The 21,214-nt window shown below is 66.3% G+C and carries 21 protein-coding genes; 16 read left to right on the forward strand and 5 right to left on the reverse strand.

Going from position 1 to position 21,214, the window contains the following annotated elements:
* Positions 1-205 precede the first annotated feature (205 nt).
* From C3B78_RS18695 to C3B78_RS18705, 3 genes are all read left to right on the forward strand, one after another.
* On the forward strand, positions 206-508 hold the full coding sequence (locus C3B78_RS18695) for a hypothetical protein (protein WP_104999388.1): 303 nt from the start codon (positions 206-208) through the stop codon (positions 506-508).
* A gap of 61 nt (positions 509-569) precedes the next feature.
* Positions 570-2,615 carry an acyl-CoA dehydrogenase family protein gene (locus C3B78_RS18700; protein WP_104999389.1) on the forward strand — a complete coding sequence of 682 codons (2,046 nt, stop codon included), beginning with the start codon at positions 570-572 and terminating at the stop codon, positions 2,613-2,615.
* 64 nt (positions 2,616-2,679) lie between these two features.
* Positions 2,680-3,519: a YrzE family protein gene (locus C3B78_RS18705; protein WP_104999390.1), complete on the forward strand. Its 840-nt coding sequence runs from the start codon at positions 2,680-2,682 to the stop codon at positions 3,517-3,519.
* On the opposite strand, the gene C3B78_RS18710 is transcribed toward C3B78_RS18705, so the two are convergent.
* Positions 3,520-3,918 carry a YchJ family protein gene (locus C3B78_RS18710; RefSeq protein ID WP_234005461.1) on the reverse strand — a complete coding sequence of 133 codons (399 nt, stop codon included), beginning with the start codon at positions 3,916-3,918 and terminating at the stop codon, positions 3,520-3,522.
* 163 nt (positions 3,919-4,081) lie between these two features.
* Here C3B78_RS18710 and C3B78_RS18715 point away from each other — a divergent pair, with 163 nt between their 5' ends.
* From C3B78_RS18715 to C3B78_RS18735, 5 genes are all read left to right on the forward strand, one after another.
* Positions 4,082-4,873, forward strand: coding sequence for a hypothetical protein (locus C3B78_RS18715; RefSeq protein WP_104999391.1), 792 nt, complete (start codon positions 4,082-4,084; stop codon positions 4,871-4,873).
* Positions 4,874-4,900: 27 nt separating this feature from the next.
* A complete protein-coding gene (locus tag C3B78_RS18720) occupies positions 4,901-5,905 on the forward strand; it encodes an aldo/keto reductase family protein (RefSeq protein WP_104999392.1) in 1,005 nt (334 codons plus the stop codon).
* A gap of 199 nt (positions 5,906-6,104) precedes the next feature.
* A complete protein-coding gene (locus C3B78_RS18725; RefSeq protein WP_104999393.1) occupies positions 6,105-7,229 on the forward strand; it encodes a sulfite oxidase in 1,125 nt (374 codons plus the stop codon).
* A 57-nt stretch (positions 7,230-7,286) separates the two neighbouring features.
* Positions 7,287-7,670 carry an RNA-binding S4 domain-containing protein gene (locus C3B78_RS18730; RefSeq protein WP_104999394.1) on the forward strand — a complete coding sequence of 128 codons (384 nt, stop codon included), beginning with the start codon at positions 7,287-7,289 and terminating at the stop codon, positions 7,668-7,670.
* Positions 7,667-9,130, forward strand: a complete 1,464-nt coding sequence (locus C3B78_RS18735; protein WP_104999395.1) for an amidohydrolase — start codon at positions 7,667-7,669, stop codon at positions 9,128-9,130. The genes C3B78_RS18730 and C3B78_RS18735 overlap by 4 nt, the downstream gene beginning before the upstream one ends.
* Positions 9,131-9,142: 12 nt before the next feature.
* Here the strand turns inward: C3B78_RS18735 and C3B78_RS18740 are convergent, their stop codons facing one another.
* Entirely contained in the window at positions 9,143-9,649 is a 507-nt protein-coding gene (locus C3B78_RS18740) for a hypothetical protein (protein WP_104999396.1), read from the reverse strand.
* A gap of 117 nt (positions 9,650-9,766) precedes the next feature.
* Between C3B78_RS18740 and C3B78_RS18745 the strand changes: the two genes are divergently transcribed.
* The 3 genes from C3B78_RS18745 (at position 9,767) to C3B78_RS18755 (ending at position 13,102) form a co-directional block, all read left to right on the forward strand.
* Positions 9,767-11,389: an HNH endonuclease gene (locus C3B78_RS18745; protein WP_396136745.1), complete on the forward strand. Its 1,623-nt coding sequence runs from the start codon at positions 9,767-9,769 to the stop codon at positions 11,387-11,389.
* Between the two features lie 149 nt (positions 11,390-11,538).
* On the forward strand, positions 11,539-12,156 hold the full coding sequence (locus C3B78_RS18750; protein ID WP_104999397.1) for a uracil-DNA glycosylase: 618 nt from the start codon (positions 11,539-11,541) through the stop codon (positions 12,154-12,156).
* A 22-nt stretch (positions 12,157-12,178) separates the two neighbouring features.
* Positions 12,179-13,102: a hypothetical protein gene (locus C3B78_RS18755; protein WP_104999398.1), complete on the forward strand. Its 924-nt coding sequence runs from the start codon at positions 12,179-12,181 to the stop codon at positions 13,100-13,102.
* 21 nt (positions 13,103-13,123) lie between these two features.
* On the opposite strand, the gene C3B78_RS18760 is transcribed toward C3B78_RS18755, so the two are convergent.
* From C3B78_RS18760 to C3B78_RS18770, 3 genes are all read right to left on the reverse strand, one after another.
* Entirely contained in the window at positions 13,124-14,374 is a 1,251-nt protein-coding gene (locus tag C3B78_RS18760) for a type II toxin-antitoxin system HipA family toxin (protein ID WP_104999399.1), read from the reverse strand.
* On the reverse strand, positions 14,371-14,640 hold the full coding sequence (locus C3B78_RS18765) for a helix-turn-helix transcriptional regulator (RefSeq protein WP_104999400.1): 270 nt from the start codon (positions 14,638-14,640) through the stop codon (positions 14,371-14,373). Before C3B78_RS18765 ends, C3B78_RS18760 begins: the two co-directional genes overlap by 4 nt.
* A gap of 120 nt (positions 14,641-14,760) precedes the next feature.
* Positions 14,761-15,174: a hypothetical protein gene (locus C3B78_RS18770; protein WP_104999401.1), complete on the reverse strand. Its 414-nt coding sequence runs from the start codon at positions 15,172-15,174 to the stop codon at positions 14,761-14,763.
* A gap of 89 nt (positions 15,175-15,263) precedes the next feature.
* On the opposite strand from C3B78_RS18770, the gene C3B78_RS18775 reads away from it, so the two are divergent.
* From C3B78_RS18775 to C3B78_RS18795, 5 genes are all read left to right on the forward strand, one after another.
* Positions 15,264-16,295, forward strand: a complete 1,032-nt coding sequence (locus tag C3B78_RS18775) for a hypothetical protein (protein ID WP_104999402.1) — start codon at positions 15,264-15,266, stop codon at positions 16,293-16,295.
* A gap of 108 nt (positions 16,296-16,403) precedes the next feature.
* Entirely contained in the window at positions 16,404-17,105 is a 702-nt protein-coding gene (locus C3B78_RS18780) for a FadR/GntR family transcriptional regulator (RefSeq protein WP_104999403.1), read from the forward strand.
* A 29-nt stretch (positions 17,106-17,134) separates the two neighbouring features.
* Complete coding sequence (locus C3B78_RS18785) at positions 17,135-18,193, forward strand: asparaginase (protein WP_104999404.1); 1,059 nt, start codon at positions 17,135-17,137, stop codon at positions 18,191-18,193.
* Positions 18,194-18,199: 6 nt separating this feature from the next.
* Positions 18,200-19,621 carry an aspartate ammonia-lyase gene (locus C3B78_RS18790; RefSeq protein WP_104999405.1) on the forward strand — a complete coding sequence of 474 codons (1,422 nt, stop codon included), beginning with the start codon at positions 18,200-18,202 and terminating at the stop codon, positions 19,619-19,621.
* Positions 19,622-19,637: 16 nt separating this feature from the next.
* Positions 19,638-21,152, forward strand: coding sequence for an amino acid permease (locus C3B78_RS18795; protein WP_104999406.1), 1,515 nt, complete (start codon positions 19,638-19,640; stop codon positions 21,150-21,152).
* Positions 21,153-21,214 lie beyond the last annotated feature (62 nt).

The raw sequence follows: 21,214 nt of genomic DNA on the forward strand, positions 1-21,214 counted from the left end.
GGGCGGGGCGGCGGCTTGGATGGAAAACTGCCAACTACAAGGTTAACGCAGGCGCCGCGACCGCTTCGTGACCTACCCGGCCGTAGTGTTTCGATCCCATACCAACAGCTTCTGCCGGCCCGGCTGCTATGGCTGGGCGGAGAGGTCCCACCCTACGCTTCTGCTACTGATCTCAACCAAAGCAACGTCGCAGCAGGGGGACTCAATGCACTTCGATCTCAGTTCAGTTGAAACCGCCACCATGGTCTTCGCGGGCACCCTGGTGTTCGCCGTGATCCTGGCGGTATTCGTCCTGGCGGCGGGACTGGTTGCCCTGGTGCTGCTGGGAATCGGAAAGCTGGGCTGGACCGTGGTTTCCACAATCCTCCTGGCCGTGGTCCACGGTATCAACGCAGGCTGGGACAGGCTGGTCCATCACGCGGCGGGGGTGGATGTTTCCGGCGATTTCCAGGCCCAGCACTCCCCTAGCACCGGAACCTACCCGCGGGTAATCTTGAGGGACAGCTGAAGGGTTCTCCAACCCGGCGGATCCATGGCTACACCGGCCATTCCGGCCAAGGAGATAACCCATGAGCTCCGCCACTGACAGCACCTCCGCAACAAGCCCCGCCACCGGCCTCACCGTTTCCACCGCAACCGCAACGGACGCACACCCCGGGGAGACCCCCGTTCCCGCCGGAAAACTTGGTGCCGGCGCCACAGCCCAGGATGCCCGCGCCGTAGCGGAGGCCGCTCGGGAAACCGGCTGGGAGCGCCCGAGCTTCGCGAAGGGGCTGTACTTGGGCAGTTTCGACCTCGGGCTGGTCCACCCCTGGCCGGCCCCCGATCCTGCCTCCGTGGAGCGGGGCGAGGCATTCATGGAGCGCCTGACCGGGTTCGCCCGCACCATGGACGGCCGGGTGATCGAGCGCGAGGCCAAGATCCCGGACGAGTACATCCGGGGCCTGGCGGACCTCGGTGTTTTCGGAATGAAGATCCCGGAGGAATACGGCGGCCTTGGGCTCTCCCTGGTTTACTACGGCCGTGCCCTGGCGCTCCTGGGCAGCGTCCATCCAAGCCTCGGCGCGCTCCTCTCGGCCCACCAGTCCATCGGCGTGCCGGAACCGGTCAAGGTTTTCGGAACCCCTGAGCAAAAGCGCGAGTACCTGCCGCGCTGCGCCGCCGGGGCCATCACCGCCTTCCTGCTGACGGAACCGGATGTGGGCAGCGATCCCGCCCGGCTGGGCAGCACGGCAACGCCAACGGACGACGGCGATGCGTACCTCCTGGACGGCGTCAAGCTTTGGACCACCAACGGAGTGGTTGCGGAACTGGTGGTGGTGATGGCCGTGGTCCCTGCGCACACTGATGCGGACGGCACCATGCACAAGGGCGGCATCAGCGCGTTCGTGGTGGAGATGGACTCGCCGGGCATCACCGTGGAGAACCGGAATGCGTTCATGGGCCTGCGCGGGATTGAGAACGGCGTCACCAGGTTCCACCAGGTCCGCGTGCCGGCTGCCAACCGGCTGGGCCGCGAAGGCCAAGGCCTGAAGATCGCGCTGACCACGCTCAATACCGGGCGCCTTGCGCTGCCTGCGCTGTGCGTGGCCTCCGGCCGGTGGAGCCTGAAGATTGCCCGGGAATGGTCCAACGCCCGCACTCAATGGGGCAGGCCGGTGGGCGAGCACGAGGCCGTGGGCAAGAAGATCGCCTTCATCGCGGCTTCCGCCTTTGCGCTGGATGCGGTGTTCGAGCTCTCGGCCGAACTTGCGGACGCCGGCCAGAAGGACGTGCGGATTGAAGCCGCCCTGGCCAAGCTCTGGGCCACGGAGATCAGCTGCCAAATCGCCGACGAACTGGTGCAGATCCGCGGCGGCAGGGGCTTTGAGACCGCCGAATCCCTGGCTGCACGCGGCGAGCGCGCCGTCCCGGCCGAGCAGCAGCTGAGGGACCTGAGGATCAACCGGATTTTCGAGGGGTCCTCGGAGATCATGCGGCTGCTGATCGCCCGGGAAGCGGTGGACGCGCACCTGGCCGCCGCGGGCGAGCTTGCATCCCTTGACGCAAGCCTGTCCGATAAGGCGAAGGCCGCCGTCGGCGCTTCCGGTTTTTATGCCAAGTGGCTCCCCAAGCTGGTGGCCGGGGCCGGCATGGACCCGCGCTCGTACAGCGACTTCGGCCGGCTGGCCAAGCAGCTGCGGTTCGTGGAGCGCTCGTCCCGGCGCCTTGCACGGCAGACGTTCTACGCCATGGGCCGCTGGCAGGCCAGGCTCGAAAGGAAGCAGGCGTTCCTGGGCAGGGTGGTGGACATCGGCGCCGAGCTGTTCGCCATGACGGCCTGCTGCGCCCGGGCGGAGATGCTGCTCCGCACCGCTCCCGAAAAGGCCGCCAGCGCCTACGAACTCGCCGAGGCGTACTGCGAGCAGGCCAGGGTGCGCGTGGACGAATACTTCGACCAGCTATGGCGGAACACGGACGACGGCGACCACGCCCTCACGCGGAAGGTCCTCGCCGGAGAGTACACCTGGCTGGAGGAAGGCGTGCTGGACCAGTCTGAAGGAACGGGTCCGTGGATCGCCGACGCCTCTCCCGGCCCCTCCCAGAAGGACAACCTGCACCGCAGGTACCGGTAAAGCTGCAGGTCACAAAATAGTAAGCATCCTTGCTATCCCTCCGGGCCGATGGTTGAGTGGATTCATGAGCAGCTCAACAGACCCAGACAACCTGCCTTCGAGGCGAGCCCGGGAGGACGCTGACCGGAACCGAAACCAGCGCGACGATACCGCCGGCGGCGAACCCACCCGCTCCTACCCGCAGGTGCCGGCAACCGATGCCGCCCCTACCTCCGCCTACGACCGCGTGCCGGCGGACCGCACAGGATCCTCGGGCGCCTACGCCGAGCGGGACTACGTCGCCACGCCCCCTGCCCCGGCTGCTGATCCGAACCTCACAGACCGGCAGACTGCCGTCGCCCGGGAAAAGGAACGGTTCGGCGGCATCAAGGTGGGCTCCGCGTTCTTCGGCTGGCTCACGGCCACGGGCATGGCCGTCCTGCTGACCGCCCTCGTGGCGGCGGCCGGAACCGCCGTTGGCCTTGCCACCAACACGGACGTCAATGAGGCCGTCAACCAGGCGGCGCAGAACCAGGGCACGGTGGGGCTGGTGGGCATCATTGTCCTGCTGGTCATCCTGTTCCTGTCCTACTATTGCGGCGGTTACGTGGCAGGACGCATGGCGCGCTTCAACGGCGCCAAGCAGGGCGTCATGGTGTGGATCTGGGCGCTGATCGTGGCAGTACTCGTTTCCATCCTTGGCCTCGTGTTCGGACAGCAGTTCAACGTCCTGGCCAACCTGAACAGCTTCCCGCGCATCCCCGTCAATGAGGGCCAGTTGACCACCACCAGCATCATCGCCGCCGTGGTGGTAGCCCTGGTGGCCCTGGTAGGTGCAGTATTGGGCGGACTCGCGGGCATGCACTTCCACCGGAAGGTGGACCGGGCCGGGTTCACGCCGGACAGTGACTACGCCGACGAGTAGTCAGGCCAGCATCTCCCCGTCCAGATAGAGCCACCGCCGATGTTCCCGGATGAACCTGCTGTTCTCATGCAGGACCCCGCGTTCGCCGCCGTGCCGGTAGTAGGCCTTGAACTCAACGGTCCCCGCGGTATCCAGCGGCCCGCCCCGGGAGGTGGAGAGAATATCCAGGCGCCGCCACTCCATCCCCGGATCCAGTTCCAGTTCCGCCGGCGCTGTCCGGGGATGCCAGGTGCGCAGCAGGTAGTCACCGTCAAGAAGCACGAACGCGCTGTAGCGGGCGCGCATCAACTGCTCCGCGGTGGCGGCCTCCGCCGCGCCTCCGTGGAACCGCCCGCAGCACTGTCCGTACGGCTCTCCGGACAGGCACATGCAGTTTTTGTGGTCCCTGGAGTCGGTCATCCCACCGATGCTGTCACATGGGTAACAGCTTTGCTACAACCAGGGAAGCGGCCGGGCACCCGGCGGCACGGCCCCGCAAAAATCCGTAAGGTGGAGAAGGTGCCGGCGCCCGGGCAGGGTGGTGCCGGCCCCGGCCCTGTTGCCGGCAGAGAGGAGAGATGACGTGGAAAATCCGGATACGCTCATCCTGAACCTGACTTTTTTGGGCACCGTGGGAGTCGCCTTCCTGATGTTCCTGGTCCTCTTCCTGCTGGGCGTCATCACCCTGGTCCTGGCAGGACTTGGCCGGCTCGCCGCCGTCTTGCTGTTGGCCCTGTTCGGCAGGGGCACCGGCAACGAATCACTCCCGCTGGTGCGCTTGACGGCGCCGGCCGGCAGCCAGCAGGGCCCGGGCAGGGCGGCCGACGGCGGTGCTGGCGCGGCATCCGCAGCGCGCCGGCCACGCCCCGGGCTGCTCGTGCGGGCCTTCCGCCGCCGGCCGGAAAAGACGCCCCGCGATTGGCGCACCGCGCTGAAGCCCGCCCGCTTGAAGTCCTCGCTGCGCACCGCCGTCGAACACCACCCTGCACTGGCTGCCGCCCGCCGCGAACCGCCCGTCCTTGCCGGGGACTGGGCCGCCGCCGTCGCAGATGCGGACGCCCGCGCAAAAGCCAGGGCGCGCGCAGCAAAGCCGCAAATAAAACTCTCAGTGCGCGATCTTCCTGATCCGAGAGTGCCGGCTGAAAAGGTGGCGGAAGTGGCGCCGCTGGTGGAGTCCGCGCTTGATACCAGCCGTCCTTCCCGCGAGCTGCCGCGGTCCTTCAAGAAGCCGCAGGCTCCCCACCCCCTGGCTCCGCTGGACACCGGCTCGCTGGCATCCCTCTCCGGTCCGGCGCATATCCTCAAGGCTGCGGAAAGAGGCAAGGGAGCAGGAACCACGGGCCCCCCTTCAAAGGGCAAACAGCCCTTACCCTGAGCAACCATCTGGGCTAGCGTGAAACCCATGGAATTCAGATACCTCGGAAACAGCGGATTCAAAGTCTCGGAAATCACATTCGGCAACTGGCTCACACACGGCTCGCAGGTTGAAAACGACGTCGCCTCGCAGTGTGTGCGCGCCGCCCTTGACGCCGGCATCAGCACGTTCGACACCGCCGACGTCTATGCCAATACGGCTGCGGAAACAGTCCTGGGCGAAGCCCTGAAGGGCGAGCGCCGCGAATCCCTCGAGATCTTCACCAAGGTTTACGGCCCCACCGGCCCCAAGGGCAAGAATGATCTTGGCCTGTCCCGGAAGCACATCATGGAGTCCATCAACGGCTCCCTCCGGCGGCTCCAGACGGACTACGTGGACCTTTACCAGGCCCACCGCTACGACTTCGAAACACCGCTGGAAGAAACCATGCAGGCGTTCGCGGACATCGTCCGGCAGGGCAAGGCCATGTACATCGGCGTCAGCGAGTGGACCGCGGAACAGCTGCGTGAAGGCCACGCCCTGTCCAAGGAACTCGGCTTCCAGCTGATCTCCAACCAGCCGCAGTATTCCATGCTGTGGCGGGTCATCGAGGCAGAGGTTGTCCCGGCGTCGGAGGAACTGGGTGTCTCCCAGATCGTCTGGTCGCCCATGGCCCAGGGCGTCCTCAGCGGCAAATACCTTCCCGGCCAGCCCGCACCGGAAGGCAGCCGCGCCACGGACCAGAAGGGCGGAGCCAAGATGATCGAGCGCTGGATGCGCGACGACGTCCTGGCCGGCGTCCAGGACCTCAAGTCCATCGCCGAGGAAGCCGGGCTGTCCATGCCGCAGCTGGCGGTGGCCTGGGTGCTGCAGAACCCGAACGTTGCCTCAGCCATCGTGGGCGCCTCGCGCCCCGAGCAGATCGCGGACAGTGTGGGCGCTGCAGGCGTGACGCTGGAACCGGAGGTCCTGAAGAAGATCGACGACGCCATCGGTTCACTGGCCGAGCGCGATCCCGCCCAGACCAAGTCCCCGGCCAAACGGGAAGCATAGGCGCCCCTCTGGCGTCCGCCGAGGAGAGTATCCGGCCTGGGCTTCACGCATTCCCGGCAGCGGCCCCTGCCTCCCGCCCCGCCGCCTTCGTTGACGGACAGCGGCCTTCGTTGACGGACGGCCGGGGCGGGCGTAAACCTGAGGCACGGGAGCTTCCAGCCCGCCGAGCAGAATCCCCAGGCGAAAGAGTCGCAGCGCCATGAAACAGGCCTCCACGAACCAGCAGTCTTCCGGTCCGGCTGCGGCGGCGCCTCCCGCCCCGCCCGCTGCCGGGCCCACCACTGGCCCGCTCACCCGGGAGGAACTTCAGTTGGGTGCGCGCAACCACTCCATGCCGCTGGAGGCGCTCCGCCGGGACATCACTCCGCCGGGGCTCCACTACGTGCTGACGCATTTCGATATTCCGGACATCGACGCTTCCTCGTGGCACCTCCGGATCAGCGGCGCGGTTGAAATGGCCCTGGAACTGAGCATGGCGGCCCTGCGCAAGGACCCCGCCATCACGGTACCCGTCACCTTGGAGTGCGCGGGGAACGGACGCTCGCTCCTGGATCCGCGGCCGCTTAGCCAGCCGTGGATCATGGAGGGCGTGGGCACCGCGCACTGGACCGGGGTTCCGCTCGCCTACCTCCTGGGCAAGGCGGGCGTCCTGCCGCACGCTGTGGAGGTGGTGTTCACAGGATCGGACCAGGGCGTCCAGGGCGGCGTCACCCAGCGCTACGCGCGGAGCCTGCCGATCCATGAAGCGATGCGTCCCGACGTCGTCCTTGCCTACAAAATGAACGGCAGCGAACTGCCGCCGCAGCACGGATACCCGCTCCGGCTGGTAGTGCCCGGCTGGTACGGCATGGCCAGCGTGAAGTGGCTGGAATCCATTGAGGTGGTCACGGCCCCTTTCCGGGGCTACCAGCAGGAGGTTGCCTACCGCTACCAGGATTCAGCGGACGACGCCGGGACTCCCGTTTCGCGGATCAGGGTGCGTTCGCTGATGGTTCCGCCGGGCATCCCGGACTTCTTCACGCGCACGCGGCTCCTGAAGCCCGGTCCGGTACTCCTGCAGGGCAGGGCCTGGTCCGGGAAGGGCGCGGTCACCGGCGTGGAGGTCGGCATCGACGGCACCTGGCAGCCCGCGCACCTGGATAAGCCCGCCGGCGGATACGCGTGGCGGAAGTGGACCATGCCGTGGGTGGCGGACCGGGGCGAGCACGAGCTCTCCTGCCGCGCAACGGATGAGACCGGTGCCACCCAGCCCTTGGAGCAGTCCTGGAACTATCAGGGCATGGGCAACAACATGGTGCAGCGGGTGAGTGTGACCGTGGAGTAACCGTTTGGCCTGCCTGGCCTCCGCGCCCGGGAGCCGCGGCTATACTCGGTGCCAGCCATGACCAGCCTTCCTTCCTCCCCCGCCAGCGTCCGCATCGATGCGTGGCTGTGGGCCATCCGCGCCTACAAGACCCGCTCCGCGGCCACCGCCGCCTGCCGAGCCGGCCATGTCCGCCTGAACGGAAGCCCGGCCAAGGCATCCGCGACGCTGGTCACCGGCGACACCGTGACCGTGCGGATGCCCGGCTACGAACGCATCCTTGAAGTGCGCCGGCTGATTGCCAAGCGCGTTGGCGCCGAGGCGGCCTCCCACTGTTTCACCGACCACACGCCGCCTCGCCCGGTTGCCCCGGCACTTGGCCTGCCGCAGCGCGACCGGGGCGCGGGCCGGCCCACCAAGAAAGACCGACGCGAGATGGAACGGCTCCGCGGTTCCGCATGAGCGACCTTGTCCTGGAGAACGTGCGGATGCCGGGGGACGCCGCTCCCGTCAGTGTGCACATCAGCGGCGGCCGCGTGAGCCGGATCGGTACTGCCGGGGAGTCCCCGGGCAGAGCGGCCGTGCTTGATGCGGAGGGGCTCTACATCGTGCCGGGCCTGTGGGACGAGCACGTCCACATGACCCAGTGGGCGCTGCACGCCAACCGGATCGACCTCTCCGGTGCGGTGACCGCCCGGGATGCTGCCGCCGTCGTCCGTTCCTTCGTGTCCGGCGCCGACCCCTCCGTGACCACTGTCGGCGTCGGCTTCCGTGACGCCCTATGGCCGGACGCGCCCTCGCTGGCTCTGCTGGATTCCGCCACCGGCGGCCGGCCGACGGCGCTGGTCAGTCACGACCTCCACAGCGTTTGGCTCAACTCGGCCGCGGCCAGCCGGTACGGAGTGCACGTGGACCCCTCCGGACTACTGCGGGAAGAGCCCGCTTTTGCCCTGACCCGGGAACTGGGACGGCTGCCGGACAGTGTCCTGGATGGCTGGGTCCGTGACGCCGCCCGGGCGGCTGCTGCCCGCGGCGTGGTGGGCGTGGTGGATTTTGAGATGACATGGAACCGGGACCCGTGGCTGCGGCGCATCGCCGGCGGGTTTGACGCCTTGCGTGTGGAGGCGGGTGTCTATCCGGCAGACCTTGAACGCGCCGTTGCCGAGGGCATGCGAACGGGGCAGCAGGTGGACGGCGGCGGCGGGTTGCTGAGCGTGGGACCGCTTAAGGTGCTCATTGACGGTTCCCTTAATACCCGGACTGCCTATTGTGTGGATCCTTACCCTTTCGGCGGGCGCGGGCTGCTGACAGTGAATCCTGGCGAGCTGGCGGCGTTGCTGGGCCGGGCGCGGGACACCGGGTTTGTTCCCGCCGTACACGCCATCGGGGATGCGGCCAACCAGGTGGCCCTTGACGCTTTTGAAAGCGCGGGCGTTGGCGGCCGGATCGAACATGCCCAGTTCGTCCGCCGGGAGGACCTTGCGCGCTTCGGGCCGCTGGGGGTGGCGGCCAGCGTCCAGCCGGTCCATGCGCTGGATGACCGGGACGCCGCGGATTCCAACTGGGCCGGGCGGACGGAGCGGGCCTTTCCGCTGCGGTCACTGCTCGATGCGGGGGCTTCGCTGCTGCTGGGCTCGGATGCACCGGTGGCGCCGCTTGAGCCGTGGCTGGCGATGTCCGCCGCTGCCCTGCGCGCACGGGGCGACGGGCGCGGGCCGTGGCATCCGCAGGAAGCCATCACGCGGGAGCAGGCCCTCCTGGCTTCAGCCCGGGGGCGCTCGCGTGTTTGTGTTGGCGACGCCGCTGACCTGGTGCTCCTCGATGGGGGTCCGCTGACTGTGCCGGACGGGGAGTTCGCGGCAATGCCGGTGGCGGCCACGATGCTTGCCGGACGTTTTACATACGACGGCGGGTTGGTTTAGCTCCAGGTGCTTCTAGCCTTTGACGCGGGCCCTCACGAGGTTTGCGAAGGGGAGCTTTCCGTATCCTTCGATGAAGGCGGAGTGGTACTCCGCCTCGGCCTTGTTGAGTTGTTCCTGCGCGACTTCCTTCCAGGCGATGACCAGCTTTTCGGCGTCTGCGAGCTGCCAGACCAGGCGGCCGTCCCAGTGCCCCGGCGGCTTGCCCTGCCCGAAGTCCAGGAACTCCTGGATTTGCCGCCTGAGTCCGCGGTTGCCTTTGCTGCCGGGGCCGGCTTTGCCCAGGTAAAGGACAGCGGCAGTGTCCACCCATTCTGCGGCCAGGGCCGCTTCGGGGAGTGACGGGTCCCTTTTCTTGAAGACGCCGGCGGTGCTTTTCCTGAGGAAGCGGGGTTGGAACCCTTCCGGAGCCAGCACTGCGAAGAGCCCGGTTCCCTGGGGGATCCGCATGGCATCGAGCGCGCCGATTGGCCGGAAGCCGGCGAAGCCCTCCGCTTTCAGGCCCTTTTTGGTGAACTCCATACCTTCATTCAACAGCACCGCCTGTGCCTGTACGGCTTGCAGGCGAAGGTGCCTTGTTTATCCACATAGCGTTGAGGGGTGGGTGCCGTGCCGGGCCTGGGCTGGAAGGCTTAGGTTATGGAAGCGGTGGTGACGGGCCTGGAGGCGAAAGCAGGGCTGGATGCGGGTGGGGGGCTGGTGCCGGGTGGCCTTCCGGGGCCTTGTGTTGCCGACGTCCTGCGCGCGTTGGCTGCCGTCCGTCCCGCCGTTGACGGCCTAGGCATGATCGACCAGCTCCGCGGGTTTGAGGACCTGAAGTCGTTGGCTGCCGCGAAGCAGGCCGAAATCGCCGCGGCTTTCGACCTCACCCGGCGCCGGGAACAGGCAGCGGCCGGTGTCCCCGCCGCTGAACAGGGTGCCGGGGTAGGGGCGGAAATAGCGTTGGCGCGGCGGGAGTCCCCGGCCCGCGGGGCCAGGCTCCTGGGCCTGGCCAAAGCCCTGGCCACCGAGATGCCCCGCACCCTGGCAGCTTTAAGGTCCGGGCAGCTGAACGAATGGCGGGCCACCCTCATCGTGAAGGAAACCGCCTGCCTGTCCGCCGCAGACCGGTGCGCCGTGGACGAGGAACTCGCCGCCGACACCGGCGCCCTGGCCGGCGCCGGGGACCGGACCATCACTACCGCCGTCCGCGCCGCCGCGTACCGGCGCGACCCGCACACGGTGGCTAAACGCGCGTCCCGCGCCGTCACGGAACGCTGTGTCAGCCTGCGGCCGGCGCCGGACACCATGACCTACCTGACCGCGCTCCTCCCGGTAACCCAGGGCATCGCCGCCTATGCGGCCCTGACCCGCCACGCGGACACAGTGAAGTCCGCCGGGGCGAAGTCCGCCGGGGATAACCGGTCCCGCGGCGCGATCATGGCCGATGCCCTCGTCCAACGCATCACCGGCACCCCGGGAGGGATCACCGGCATCGAAATCCAGCTCATCATGACCGACCGCACCCTCCTCCAAGGCGACAGCGAACCCGCCCGCCTCACCGGCTACGGCACCGTCCCCGCCCACTGGGCCCGGAAAGCAGTCCAAGGCGAATTAGGGTCACTTGTTACGGATTCAGCAGGAGCTGCAGGCTCAGCAAGGGCGGGCGCCGGAGCCGACCGCGACCCGGGCTCACCAAGGGCGGCGGGCACTGATACCGACCACGATGCCGGAGTCACGATCTGGCTGCGCCGGCTCTACACGGCCCCCGGCACCGGGGACCTCCTGGCCATGGATTCCAAAGCCCGGCTCTTCCCGCCCGGGCTCCGCCGCTTCCTCCAGATCCGCGACGATACCTGTCGCACCCCCTACTGCGACGCCCCGATCCGCCACCACGACCACATCCTCCCCAGGCACCAGTCCGGCCCCACCACCAGCACCAACGGCCAAGGCCTTTGCGAAGCCTGCAACCACACCAAAGAAACACCTGGCTGGACCGCCAAACCAGTAAGCAGACCAGGGCAGCGTCACTCAGTGGAACTCCAAACCCCCACCGGCCACACGTACCACTCCACCTCGCCGCCGCTGCCGGGAACAGCACCGGCTAATACACCCCCTCCTGACACAGCACTGGCCGACACCGCATCAGTTGGCATGCAAGTAGGCGCGAGGCCGGCGTCCTGGCCGGCACTTGACGGGCTGCCGTGGCGCCATCGCCGAAAACACCGGCAACGGGCCAAAGCAGCCAAGCGCGCCCATCGTTGGCAATCCCTGACGGCGTGAGGAAGAGGCACCTGCGGGCCACGGAAGGTACATAGCGACGTTGCGTCTGCGCAAGGGAGAGAGAACTTCCCCTGCCCACCCTCCAGCGTGGAAGCGTAGAGTGGCCTAAGACGCCTGATTCTGGACGCCTTGCTGCTGAGGGAGAAATCGTGACGATTGATTGGGACGAGAAAAAGGCCCTGCTACAGGAACCGAACATTGCCAAGGTCACGCAGCTGTGCGATGAACTGATGGAGAAGAAGCCAGGGTCTGTCGTCCCCTATATCGACCCTGTGCATGACGAGGATGAGTGCCGGATTGTCAGCCTGCAGGTCAGCCCCGGGAAGGGCACCGAGTCCGGCTTCGTCTCGCATTACAACGACGACGAGGCCGCCCGCCGCGCCACCCAGATCTACGAACTGGCCGAACTCGATCCCCGCTACGTGATGCCGTGGAACGCCTACCCCTGGGTCCGCGACCCGGACATGCCCTCCGCCCTGAATGTGCAGGAGAAAACGGACGGTCTGCGCCCGTTCCGGCAGTTCTTGAAGATCAACTCACGGGTTTCGGCAATCATCGCCCACGGGACTGATGCCTCAACCTTCCTCACCCTCTTCGAGAAGACCTACCACCAGTCCCTGAAAAACAGCGGCATCAAGATATACAAGGCCACCGCCCTGGGAGGGCGCGCCTTCGCCGTCTCGGAAGCGAAACAGGAAGAGCTCCTGGCCAAGAACGTGGACGTTTACAAGGACGCCATGCAACGCGCAGGGATCCAGCACCTCTAACGGCCTTCCCGCCGTGGACGTGATGGAGTGGCTGCTCGATTCCGATCCCGCCATCCGCTGGCAGGTCCTCCGCGACCTCACCGCTGCTTCGCCCCGGGAAGTCCTTAAGGAGCGGGAACGGGTAGCCAGCCAGGGCTGGGGTGCGCGGATGCTCGCGCTGCAGGGGGCCGACGGGCAATGGGACGGCGGCACGTACTGGCCCGCAATCGACAACGACCCTGACGGCCAGCCCTGGACTGCAACCACCTACAGCCTGTTGCTCCTGCGCGACTTCGGCCTCAGGCCGGACAGCCAGGAAGCCCGCCAGGCGGTCACCCTGGTCCGCGAGAACAGCCATTGGGAGGAAGGCAACCAGCCCTTTTTCGACGGCGAAGTTGAACCCTGCATCAACGGCATGGCCGTGGCGGTTGGGGCATACTTCGGAGAGAACGTGGACAAAGTGGTGGAACGGCTGGCCCGGGAGCAACTCGGTGACGGCGGCTGGAACTGCGAGGCCGAACGGGGCTCCACGCGTTCTTCATTCCACACCACCATCTGCGTCCTTGAAGGGCTCCTTGAGCATGAGCGTGCAACCGGCGGAACCTCCCTATCCCGGGAGGCGCGGCGCCGCGGAGAGGAATACCTGCTGGAACGTCGGCTGTTCAGGCGGAAATCCACTGGCGCAGTGATCAGTACCGGCTGGCTTCAGTTCTCCTACCCCACCCGGTGGTTCTTCGACGTGCTCCGCGGGCTGGACTACTTCCGCGCCACTGGCAACGGACCGGACGAGCGACTGGCAGAAGCAGTGGAAGTGGTCCGCTCCAAGCGGCAGCCGGACGGCACCTGGCTCCTGGAAAACACCCACGCCGGCAAGATCCACTTCCCGCTGGAAGCAGGCGACGGACACCCAAGCCGCTGGAACACCCTGCGGGCACTGCGGGTCCTCAGGTGGTGCGACGGCTCGTAGCGGCACCGCGCACAATCCCATTTAGCCTTCCAACAGCCTTCTCCGGTGCTTCAACTCCTTGACCCATGCCCTGGTGACGAGGTCCGGGAACGGCGAGCCGCCGTCGTCGTTATTCTTCTGTCCGGCCCCGTCCAGGCCGCGGAAAGCCGTCCCGGATTCCAGGTCCGCCAAAAGCGGTCCCGACGCCTTTAAGGCCATCTCCAGCACCTGCGCAGCCGCCCGCCCGGTAAGTCCGAGCTCCGTCGCCCAGCCCAGGAAGTGGCGGCGGGAAATCCCGGTCCTTTTGCCACTTATGGCCAGCGCCAGAGTCTTATCGCCGTACACCACTGTGGAGGGGATGTCGTAGACCGGCGCAATGGTCCACTCGCCCGAAGGCTGCTGGACCATAGAGACGTTTTTGGCATGGAGGTCACCGTTGCCGCTCAGCCACGCAAACGCGCACTGGATGGCGAGGTTCCGCAGGGCGGGGAGCGGTGCCGAGCAATATTCCGCGAGCGCGTGGAAGACCTGCGAGTAGCTGACGTTGTACTTGTCCGCGGGGTAGAGCTTCAGCACCTGCGCGCCGTCTTCGACAGCCAGTCGCCGCACCTTATTTGATCCGCCGCCGGGCACGGGAACGCGGTCGAAACGCTCCACAAGCAGCCCCGGTCGGCCCGCAATATCACGCATCAGCCGGACGCGGCCCAGGGGAATCCTCAGCTTGGCCGCGTAACGAAACATCACCAACTCGTTCTCCACCACATGCGGGAACTCCGGGGCATTGAGTTTGAGGATGAACTGGCGCCCGGCCCCGGCCACCGGCACCGAGATCATTCCCGCGGACAGCTTGTCCTGCACGCCCGCCAGCGCCACCGGATCGATCAGGTCGGGGTCTCCCAGCAGCTGGTCGAAATCCACGGGTTGCTTTGGATCAAGCCGGACCGCGTGGTCATCCGGATCCAGCTGCTCCCCGTGGCCCACGATTTGCACGTCACCCACAGGGTTGGCACCGGCCGCGATAAGCAGGGAGAGATCGTCATCGGCGCTGGTCTTGATGGACCGCCGCAGCGCGTTAAGGCGCCGGCCCTCAGGCAGTAGCCCGGTGAAGTAGGGCGGGGCGGCACCTGCGGCGGACAGCAGCGGTTCGCTGCTGAGCGGCAGGGAAGTAGCGACGGCGGGTCCCCCGGTTTGGAGGTAGGCGGGCAGGTAGCTGAACTTGGTGCCGCCGTCGTGCCGTTCGAGGCGCGCGGCCAGCACGCCCGCCTTGTAGATGTCAGCGATGCGGTGCCTCACTCTTCGGCGCCGTTCCCGAGGGGCGGCATGGAGAGCGCGCGTGCAGCATGGGTGGTGCGCGTGGCGGTCTGCAGCTCCAGCCCAAGCGTTTCGAGGATCGCTAGAAGGGAATCCAGCTGGACGCTTGGCTTGCCCTGCTCCACGAAGCGCACGAAACGCTCGGAGACGCCTGCCATGTCGGCGAGGTCCTGCTGCGTCAGGCGGAGGAACGTGCGGCGAGCGCGCACCTCGGCTGCGAGTTGTTCGGAAAAGGAAGGCGTGGCTATCCCTCCTCAGGTACGAACGTGCCGATTGGCCATAGCCAATAGCCTACTCCGACCAGAAGGGACGCGTAGAAGGCATTTTCGGTACGATCATGCCGGACATCGACCACCAAGGTGGACACGCTAGAAGAGCGGTGCGGTGTTCTTCTCCACAAGGGCGGGGTTCCCCAGGGATTCACGCTTCTTCTTGAGGAAACCGGCCCGCTGGTACCGCTGCGCCATGATGAACCCGGCGGGCGTGCCCTGCTCGTAGGATTCAACGAAGACGGCCTCCTGCCGCCCTTCCGACGTTGTCATGAAACCGTCCCAGGCAAGGGCGACGCGATCTGGCAGCGGTTCCTGCAAAACCGACTGGCGGGCGGCCGCAACGCCTGCCTCAAGCTTGCCGTCCACAAGATAACGCTGCAGGCTCCGCTGTCCACCATGCTCCCGGATGACAAACGGGACCAGGTCCGTGCCGGACGAGACCACCGAGTCGATGGCGTGGTCCAGGGCCATAAATGCAAGGTTGACGAGTTCCTCCGAGTATTCATCCATAGCAGGAGGCTAACCGGGCGCGCAGAAGAAAAGAACAGGCGGATGATAAAAAGTAGGTAGATAATCAACAACTACCAGGTGGATGGCTCGTGGAAAACGTGGAAAACGAACTTGACCGCCGACGCATCAAAATCACGCAGTGGAAGTGGCTAAGCACCGACTTCAGCGGATATGACGGCATGCCAAACCGCTCAGTTGTGGCGAATGCCGTGGTAAAAGAATCGCGAATGTCCGGCAGGGCAAAGGCTTTCATTGCGGCATTTGTGGCATTTGTCTTCCTGCTGCCGACCCTTCTCACCAACTTAACTGGGGATAATGATCTTCCCCTGAGCATGTTGCGCTGCTTTGTAATGCTGCTGGCGGCGCTGATGGCCTTAAGCGGGAGTACGTTGTACGTCATTCTCGGAGCGGCGGTATCAGGGCTGTTTGCTTTTGGCTCGCTGAGAGCGTTTGCCGAAGGCGCCAGCCTTGAGGGCATGATCGGATTTTTTACCCTCGCTGCCGCATTTGCCGTGGCTTGGTACAGTGCGCCGCTCTTTAGAAGGAATAAAGTTTCGGTATCCGGCAACCAGTACGTGTACGGGGACCAGCCGAGAGAGTGGGGCCGGGGTTCCAGCGATTCCACGCGCAGCAGCATCTGGGTGATGGGCCTGCTTCTCAACAAGCTCGTCAAAATTCCCGGTATTTATGTATTCCACGGGCTAAAGTCACCCGGAGCCAAGCGAATTGACGTTGAGCATGCGGTATCCCACGGAAATGCCGTGTATTTGATCGATTCATGGTTCGACTGGCCCGACAACTACAGCTGGCACCTGAACAGGAAGGGTAAGGCGATCACTTCCAAAGGCGATGACGGCCACCGGCATACACAGATTGCTGACGCTGCAGATCGTTACCGCGCAGCCTTGGGCCCGGACGTGAACGTTGTCCCCATCATGACGATCGTGGCTGGAACCGCCACCATCGGACCCGAAAGATGGTCGCCTCGTGGCGTTGGGCTTTTCACGGCTGAAGAGCTGTTGGGGTTCATCGGAGATGGCGCAGCGGAGAGCCTCCCCGCATGGCGTGACCGCCCCGAGGTTCGCAAACTACTCGCCTCCACGGTCGTAAGCTACGCCTGAGGGAGCCACCCTTCTCCCGGACGGCGCACATCTCTGCCGCATCCCGCGCACCGGGCGTGCTTGATGCTTCACATTGACACGCGCTGTGACCCCTGCCATATTTAACACGTGAACCTGTCAGACAGCCGGACAGCAGGACAGCCTGCACCCCTCGCGCGGCTCAGCGCTGCGGAAGCGGTGTTCAACGCGATCCGGCAGGACATCGAGTCCGGCCTGGTCCCGGTGGGCAGCAAGCTCAGTTCCGAGGCCAGCCTCTCGCAGCAGTACGGGGTAAGCCGTTCGGTCATCCGTGAAGCCCTGCGCTCCTGCACCGCGCTGGGCCTGACGGTCACCAAGACGGGCAAGGGGACATTCGTCGTCGCGGACAAGGTGGCTAACGACCTCACGCTCGGCCAGTACTCCGCCCGCGACCTGACCGAAGCCAGGCCGCATATCGAAGTCCCTGCCGCCGGACTGGCAGCCGAACGGCGCACCGAGGAGGAACTGGAAACGCTCCGGCACCTGGTGGATGCCATGGCCACCGAGACTGATCCGGAATCCTGGGTTGCCCTGGACTCCACCTTCCATGCAGCCATCGCCGGCGCCAGCGGAAACAAGGTGTTCGCGAGCGTGGTGGCGGACATCCGGGGAGCCCTGGCCCACCAGTCCGAAACCCTGAACATGGTTGCGGACAGGCAGCACGCCTCGGACATGGAACACCAGCAGATCCTCGCCGCCATAGAGGCCGGCTCCCCGGAAGCGGCGCGCAAAGCCATGGCCCACCACCTCCACGCCGTAGGCAAGGCCCTCGACTCCATCCTCAACAACTAGCCACAGCCAAGTACCCCACAAAGGAATCCATGCCCTCCCCCGCGCTTTCTGCTGCCCACAACGCTGCCGCGCTGCTTCCCCAGCACGCTCCCCTGGTCACCGCCACCCGCGACGGACTGGTCGAAAGCATCCATTACGGATCGGCCGTCGCCCTCGAAGCGGACGGCACATTCGCGGCGGCGGCGGGAGAGCCCTTGGCGCCGTTCTACCCCCGGTCCTCCCTCAAGCCGCTCCAGGCCGTCGCCATGGTCCGCGCCGGGCTCGAGCTCCCGGCGGACCTCCTGGCCTTGGCCGCGGCGAGCCACTCCGGCGGCGCGAAGCACCGCCAGGGAGCGCTGCGGATCCTCGAACAGCACTGCCTCAGCGTCAGCGATTTCGGTAACAGCCGGGACCTCCCCTACGGCGCAAGCGAGCGCGAGGAATGGCTGCGCAGCGGGGGCCGTTCCACGCAGCTCACCCAGAACTGCTCCGGCAAGCACGCAGCCATGGCGGCCACGTGCGTTATCAACGGCTGGCCCGTCGAGGGCTACCTGGACCCGTCGCATCCGCTGCAGCGGCTCGTTGCCGCCACAATCACCGAACTCACCGGCGAAGAGCCGCTCGGCCTCAGCACCGACGGCTGCGGCACGCCACTGTTTGCCCTGACGCTGCGCGGCATGGCCCGCGCCTTCGGGCGGATTGCCCGCGCCGCCGCCGACGACGACGCCGGCTTTGGTGCACGCGGTGCCGAAGCCGCCGTCGGCCTCGCCATCCAGCAGCACCCGGACATGGTGGCCGGGGAAGGCCGCGACGTCACCGAACTGATGCGCCTGCTGCCCGGCGCAGTAGCCAAGGACGGCTTTGAAGGTGTCCAGCTGGTGGGTTTGGCGGACGGCCGCTCAGTGGCGGTGAAGATTTCCGACGGCGGCGACCGCGCCCGGATGCCGGCCACCGTCACGCTGCTGGAGGCGCTCCGCGTGGACACTGCCCCGCTGGCTGACCTCGCAACCGCTCCCGTCCTGGGCGGCGGCCGCCAGGTGGGCCTGCTGCAGGCCACCGATTTCCTGAACCACCCTTCCCTGTCCACACCCGTCAACGAAGCCCTGTAAGGACACATGACCACCGCCGATACCACCGCCCCAGCACTGAGCCGCTCAGAACACGACCTTCTCGGCGACCGCGACATCCCCGCCCACGCGTATTGGGGCGTCCACACGCTCCGGGCCGTGGAGAACTTCCCCATCACCGGCCAAAAGCTCTCGTCCAACATGCACCTGGTCCGCGGCCTGGCAGCGGTCAAGCTGGCCGCCGCCCGCACCAACCGCGAACTTGGCCTGCTGGATGCCGAACGCGCGGACGCCATCGAGCAGGCCTGCCAGGACGTGCTGGACGGCCAGCTGGCCGACCAGTTCGTGGTGGACGTCATCCAGGGAGGTGCCGGGACGTCGTCGAACATGAACGCCAACGAGGTCATCGCCAACCGCGCCCTCGAAATACTGGGCCACCCCAAGGGCGACTACGCCCGCCTCCACCCCAACGACCACGTCAACCTCAGCCAGTCCACCAACGACGTGTACCCCACGGCGGTCAAGCTCGGCACCATCTTCGCTGCGCGGGAACTGCTGGACGCGCTGGCGGAACTGGAGGAAGCCTGCGCCGCAAAGGCCCTGGAATTCCGCACCGTGGTGAAGATGGGCCGCACCCAGCTGCAGGACGCGGTGCCCATGACCCTGGGCCAGGAATTCGGCAGCTACGCCATCACCATCGGCGAAGACCGGCTGCGCCTGGCCGAGGCCGAACTGCTGATCCACGAGATCAACCTTGGCGCCACCGCCATCGGCACCGGCCTGAATGCCCCCGCAGGCTATGCGGAAGCTGCGTGCCGGCACCTGGCGGAAGTGACCGGCCTGCCGCTGGTGACCGCGCCGGACCTGATCGAAGCCACCCAGGACGTGGGCGCCTTTGTCCACCTGTCAGGTGTACTCAAGCGCGTGGCCGTGAAGCTGTCCAAGATCTGCAACGACCTCCGCCTGCTCTCCTCCGGCCCGCGCGCCGGATTCGGCGAGATCAACCTGCCGGCCGTCCAGTCCGGCTCCTCAATCATGCCCGGCAAGATCAACCCGGTGATCCCGGAAGTGGTCAGCCAGGTGGCCTACGAGGTGGTTGGCAATGACGTCACCATCACCATGGCCGCCGAAGCCGGACAGCTCCAGCTCAACGCCTTCGAGCCCGTCATTGTCCACAGCCTCCACAAGAGCATCTCCCACCTGGAAGCCGCGTGCCGCACCCTGACGACCCGCTGCATCCGGGGCATCACCGCCAACACCGAACACCTCCGCCGCACGGTGGAGCAGTCCATCGGCCTAGTCACAGCCCTCAATCCCCACCTGGGCTACGCCACCGCCACCGCCATCGCCAAGGAAGCCCTCGCAACAGGCAAGGGTGTAGCCGAACTGGTCCTGGAACACGGCCTCCTCACGGACACGCAGCTCCAGGAACTCCTCAGCCCCGAACGCCTCGCCAACCTCAGCAAGTAGCCACTAAGGACACCCCATGACGAATTCCCCCATCCCAGACCACATCATCGACGGCGGGCACGCCCACGCCTCCGAAACCGCCCTGCATGCCGAGGACAAGGGTTACCACAAGAATTTGAAGCCCCGGCAGATCCAGATGATCGCGATCGGCGGTGCGATCGGCACCGGCCTGTTCCTCGGCGCGGGCGGCCGGCTCAACGCCGCGGGCCCGTCCCTGGTCATCGCCTACGCCGTCTGCGGGTTCTTCGCGTTCCTGATCCTGCGCGCCCTGGGCGAACTGGTGCTGCACCGCCCGTCCTCGGGCTCCTTTGTTTCCTACGCCCGTGAATTCTTCGGCGAGAAGGCCGCGTTCGTGTCGGGCTGGTTCTACTGGATCAACTGGGCCACCACCACCATCGTGGACATCACCGCCGCGGCCCTCTACATGAACTTCTTCGGCAACTACATCCCCTGGATGGCGGCAGTCCCCCAATGGGCCTGGGCACTGATCGCCCTCGTGGTGGTCCTTTGCCTGAACCTCGTCTCGGTGAAGGTCTTCGGCGAAATGGAATTCTGGTTCGCCCTGATCAAGGTCGCCGCCCTGGTCCTCTTCCTCATCGCCGGCACCTACTTCGTCATCTTCGGAACCCCCGTTGACGGCCAGCAGGTCGGCCTGAGCCTCCTCTCGGACAACGGCGGCGTCTTCCCCAACGGCCTGCTCCCCATGATCATCCTCATGCAGGGCGTCCTGTTCGCCTACGCCTCAATCGAACTGGTCGGCACCGCCGCCGGCGAAACCGAGAACCCCGAGAAGATCATGCCCAAGGCCATCAACTCCGTGGTCTTCCGCATCGCCGTGTTCTACGTCGGCTCCGTCATCCTCCTGGCCCTGCTGCTGCCCTACACCTCCTACGAAAAGGGCGTCAGCCCCTTCGTGACGTTCTTCGGCTCCATCGGCATCCAGGGCGTGGACGTCATCATGAACCTCGTCGTCCTCACCGCCGCCCTGTCCTCCCTCAACGCAGGCCTCTACTCCACCGGCCGCATCCTGCGCTCCATGTCCGTGAACGGCTCCGCCCCCAAATTCGCCTCCCGCATGAACAAAGCAGGCGTCCCCTACGGCGGGATCGCCATCACCGCCGGAGTGTCCCTCCTCGGAGTCCCGCTGAACTACCTCGTCCCGGCCCAGGCCTTCGAGATCGTCCTGAACGTCGCCTCCGTAGGCATCATCATGACCTGGGCAACGATCGTCCTCTGCCAGATCCAGCTCAAACGCTGGGCCGACAAAGGCTGGCTCGAACGCCCCTCCTTCCGCATGATCGGCGCCCCCTACACCGGCTACCTGTCCCTGCTCTTCCTGGCGGGCGTACTGGTGATGGTCTTCATCGACTCCCCCCTCACCATGCTCGTCACCGCCATCGCCTCGGTCCTGATGGTCGTCGGCTGGTACGCCTGCCGCACCCGCATCCGCGAAATCGCCGAAACCCGCGAAGGCTACACCGGCCTCTCCCCCGTCATCGCCAACCCGCCGGCGGCCGCCTTCAAGAAGTAAACCACCGTCCTTAACGTCCGACGGCGGCACGCAGGTTCTGAAGCTCCAGAAACCTGCGTGCC

Source organism: Arthrobacter sp. PGP41 (assembly GCF_002953935.1).
In the GTDB taxonomy this organism is placed as follows: Bacteria; Actinomycetota; Actinomycetes; order Actinomycetales; family Micrococcaceae; genus Arthrobacter.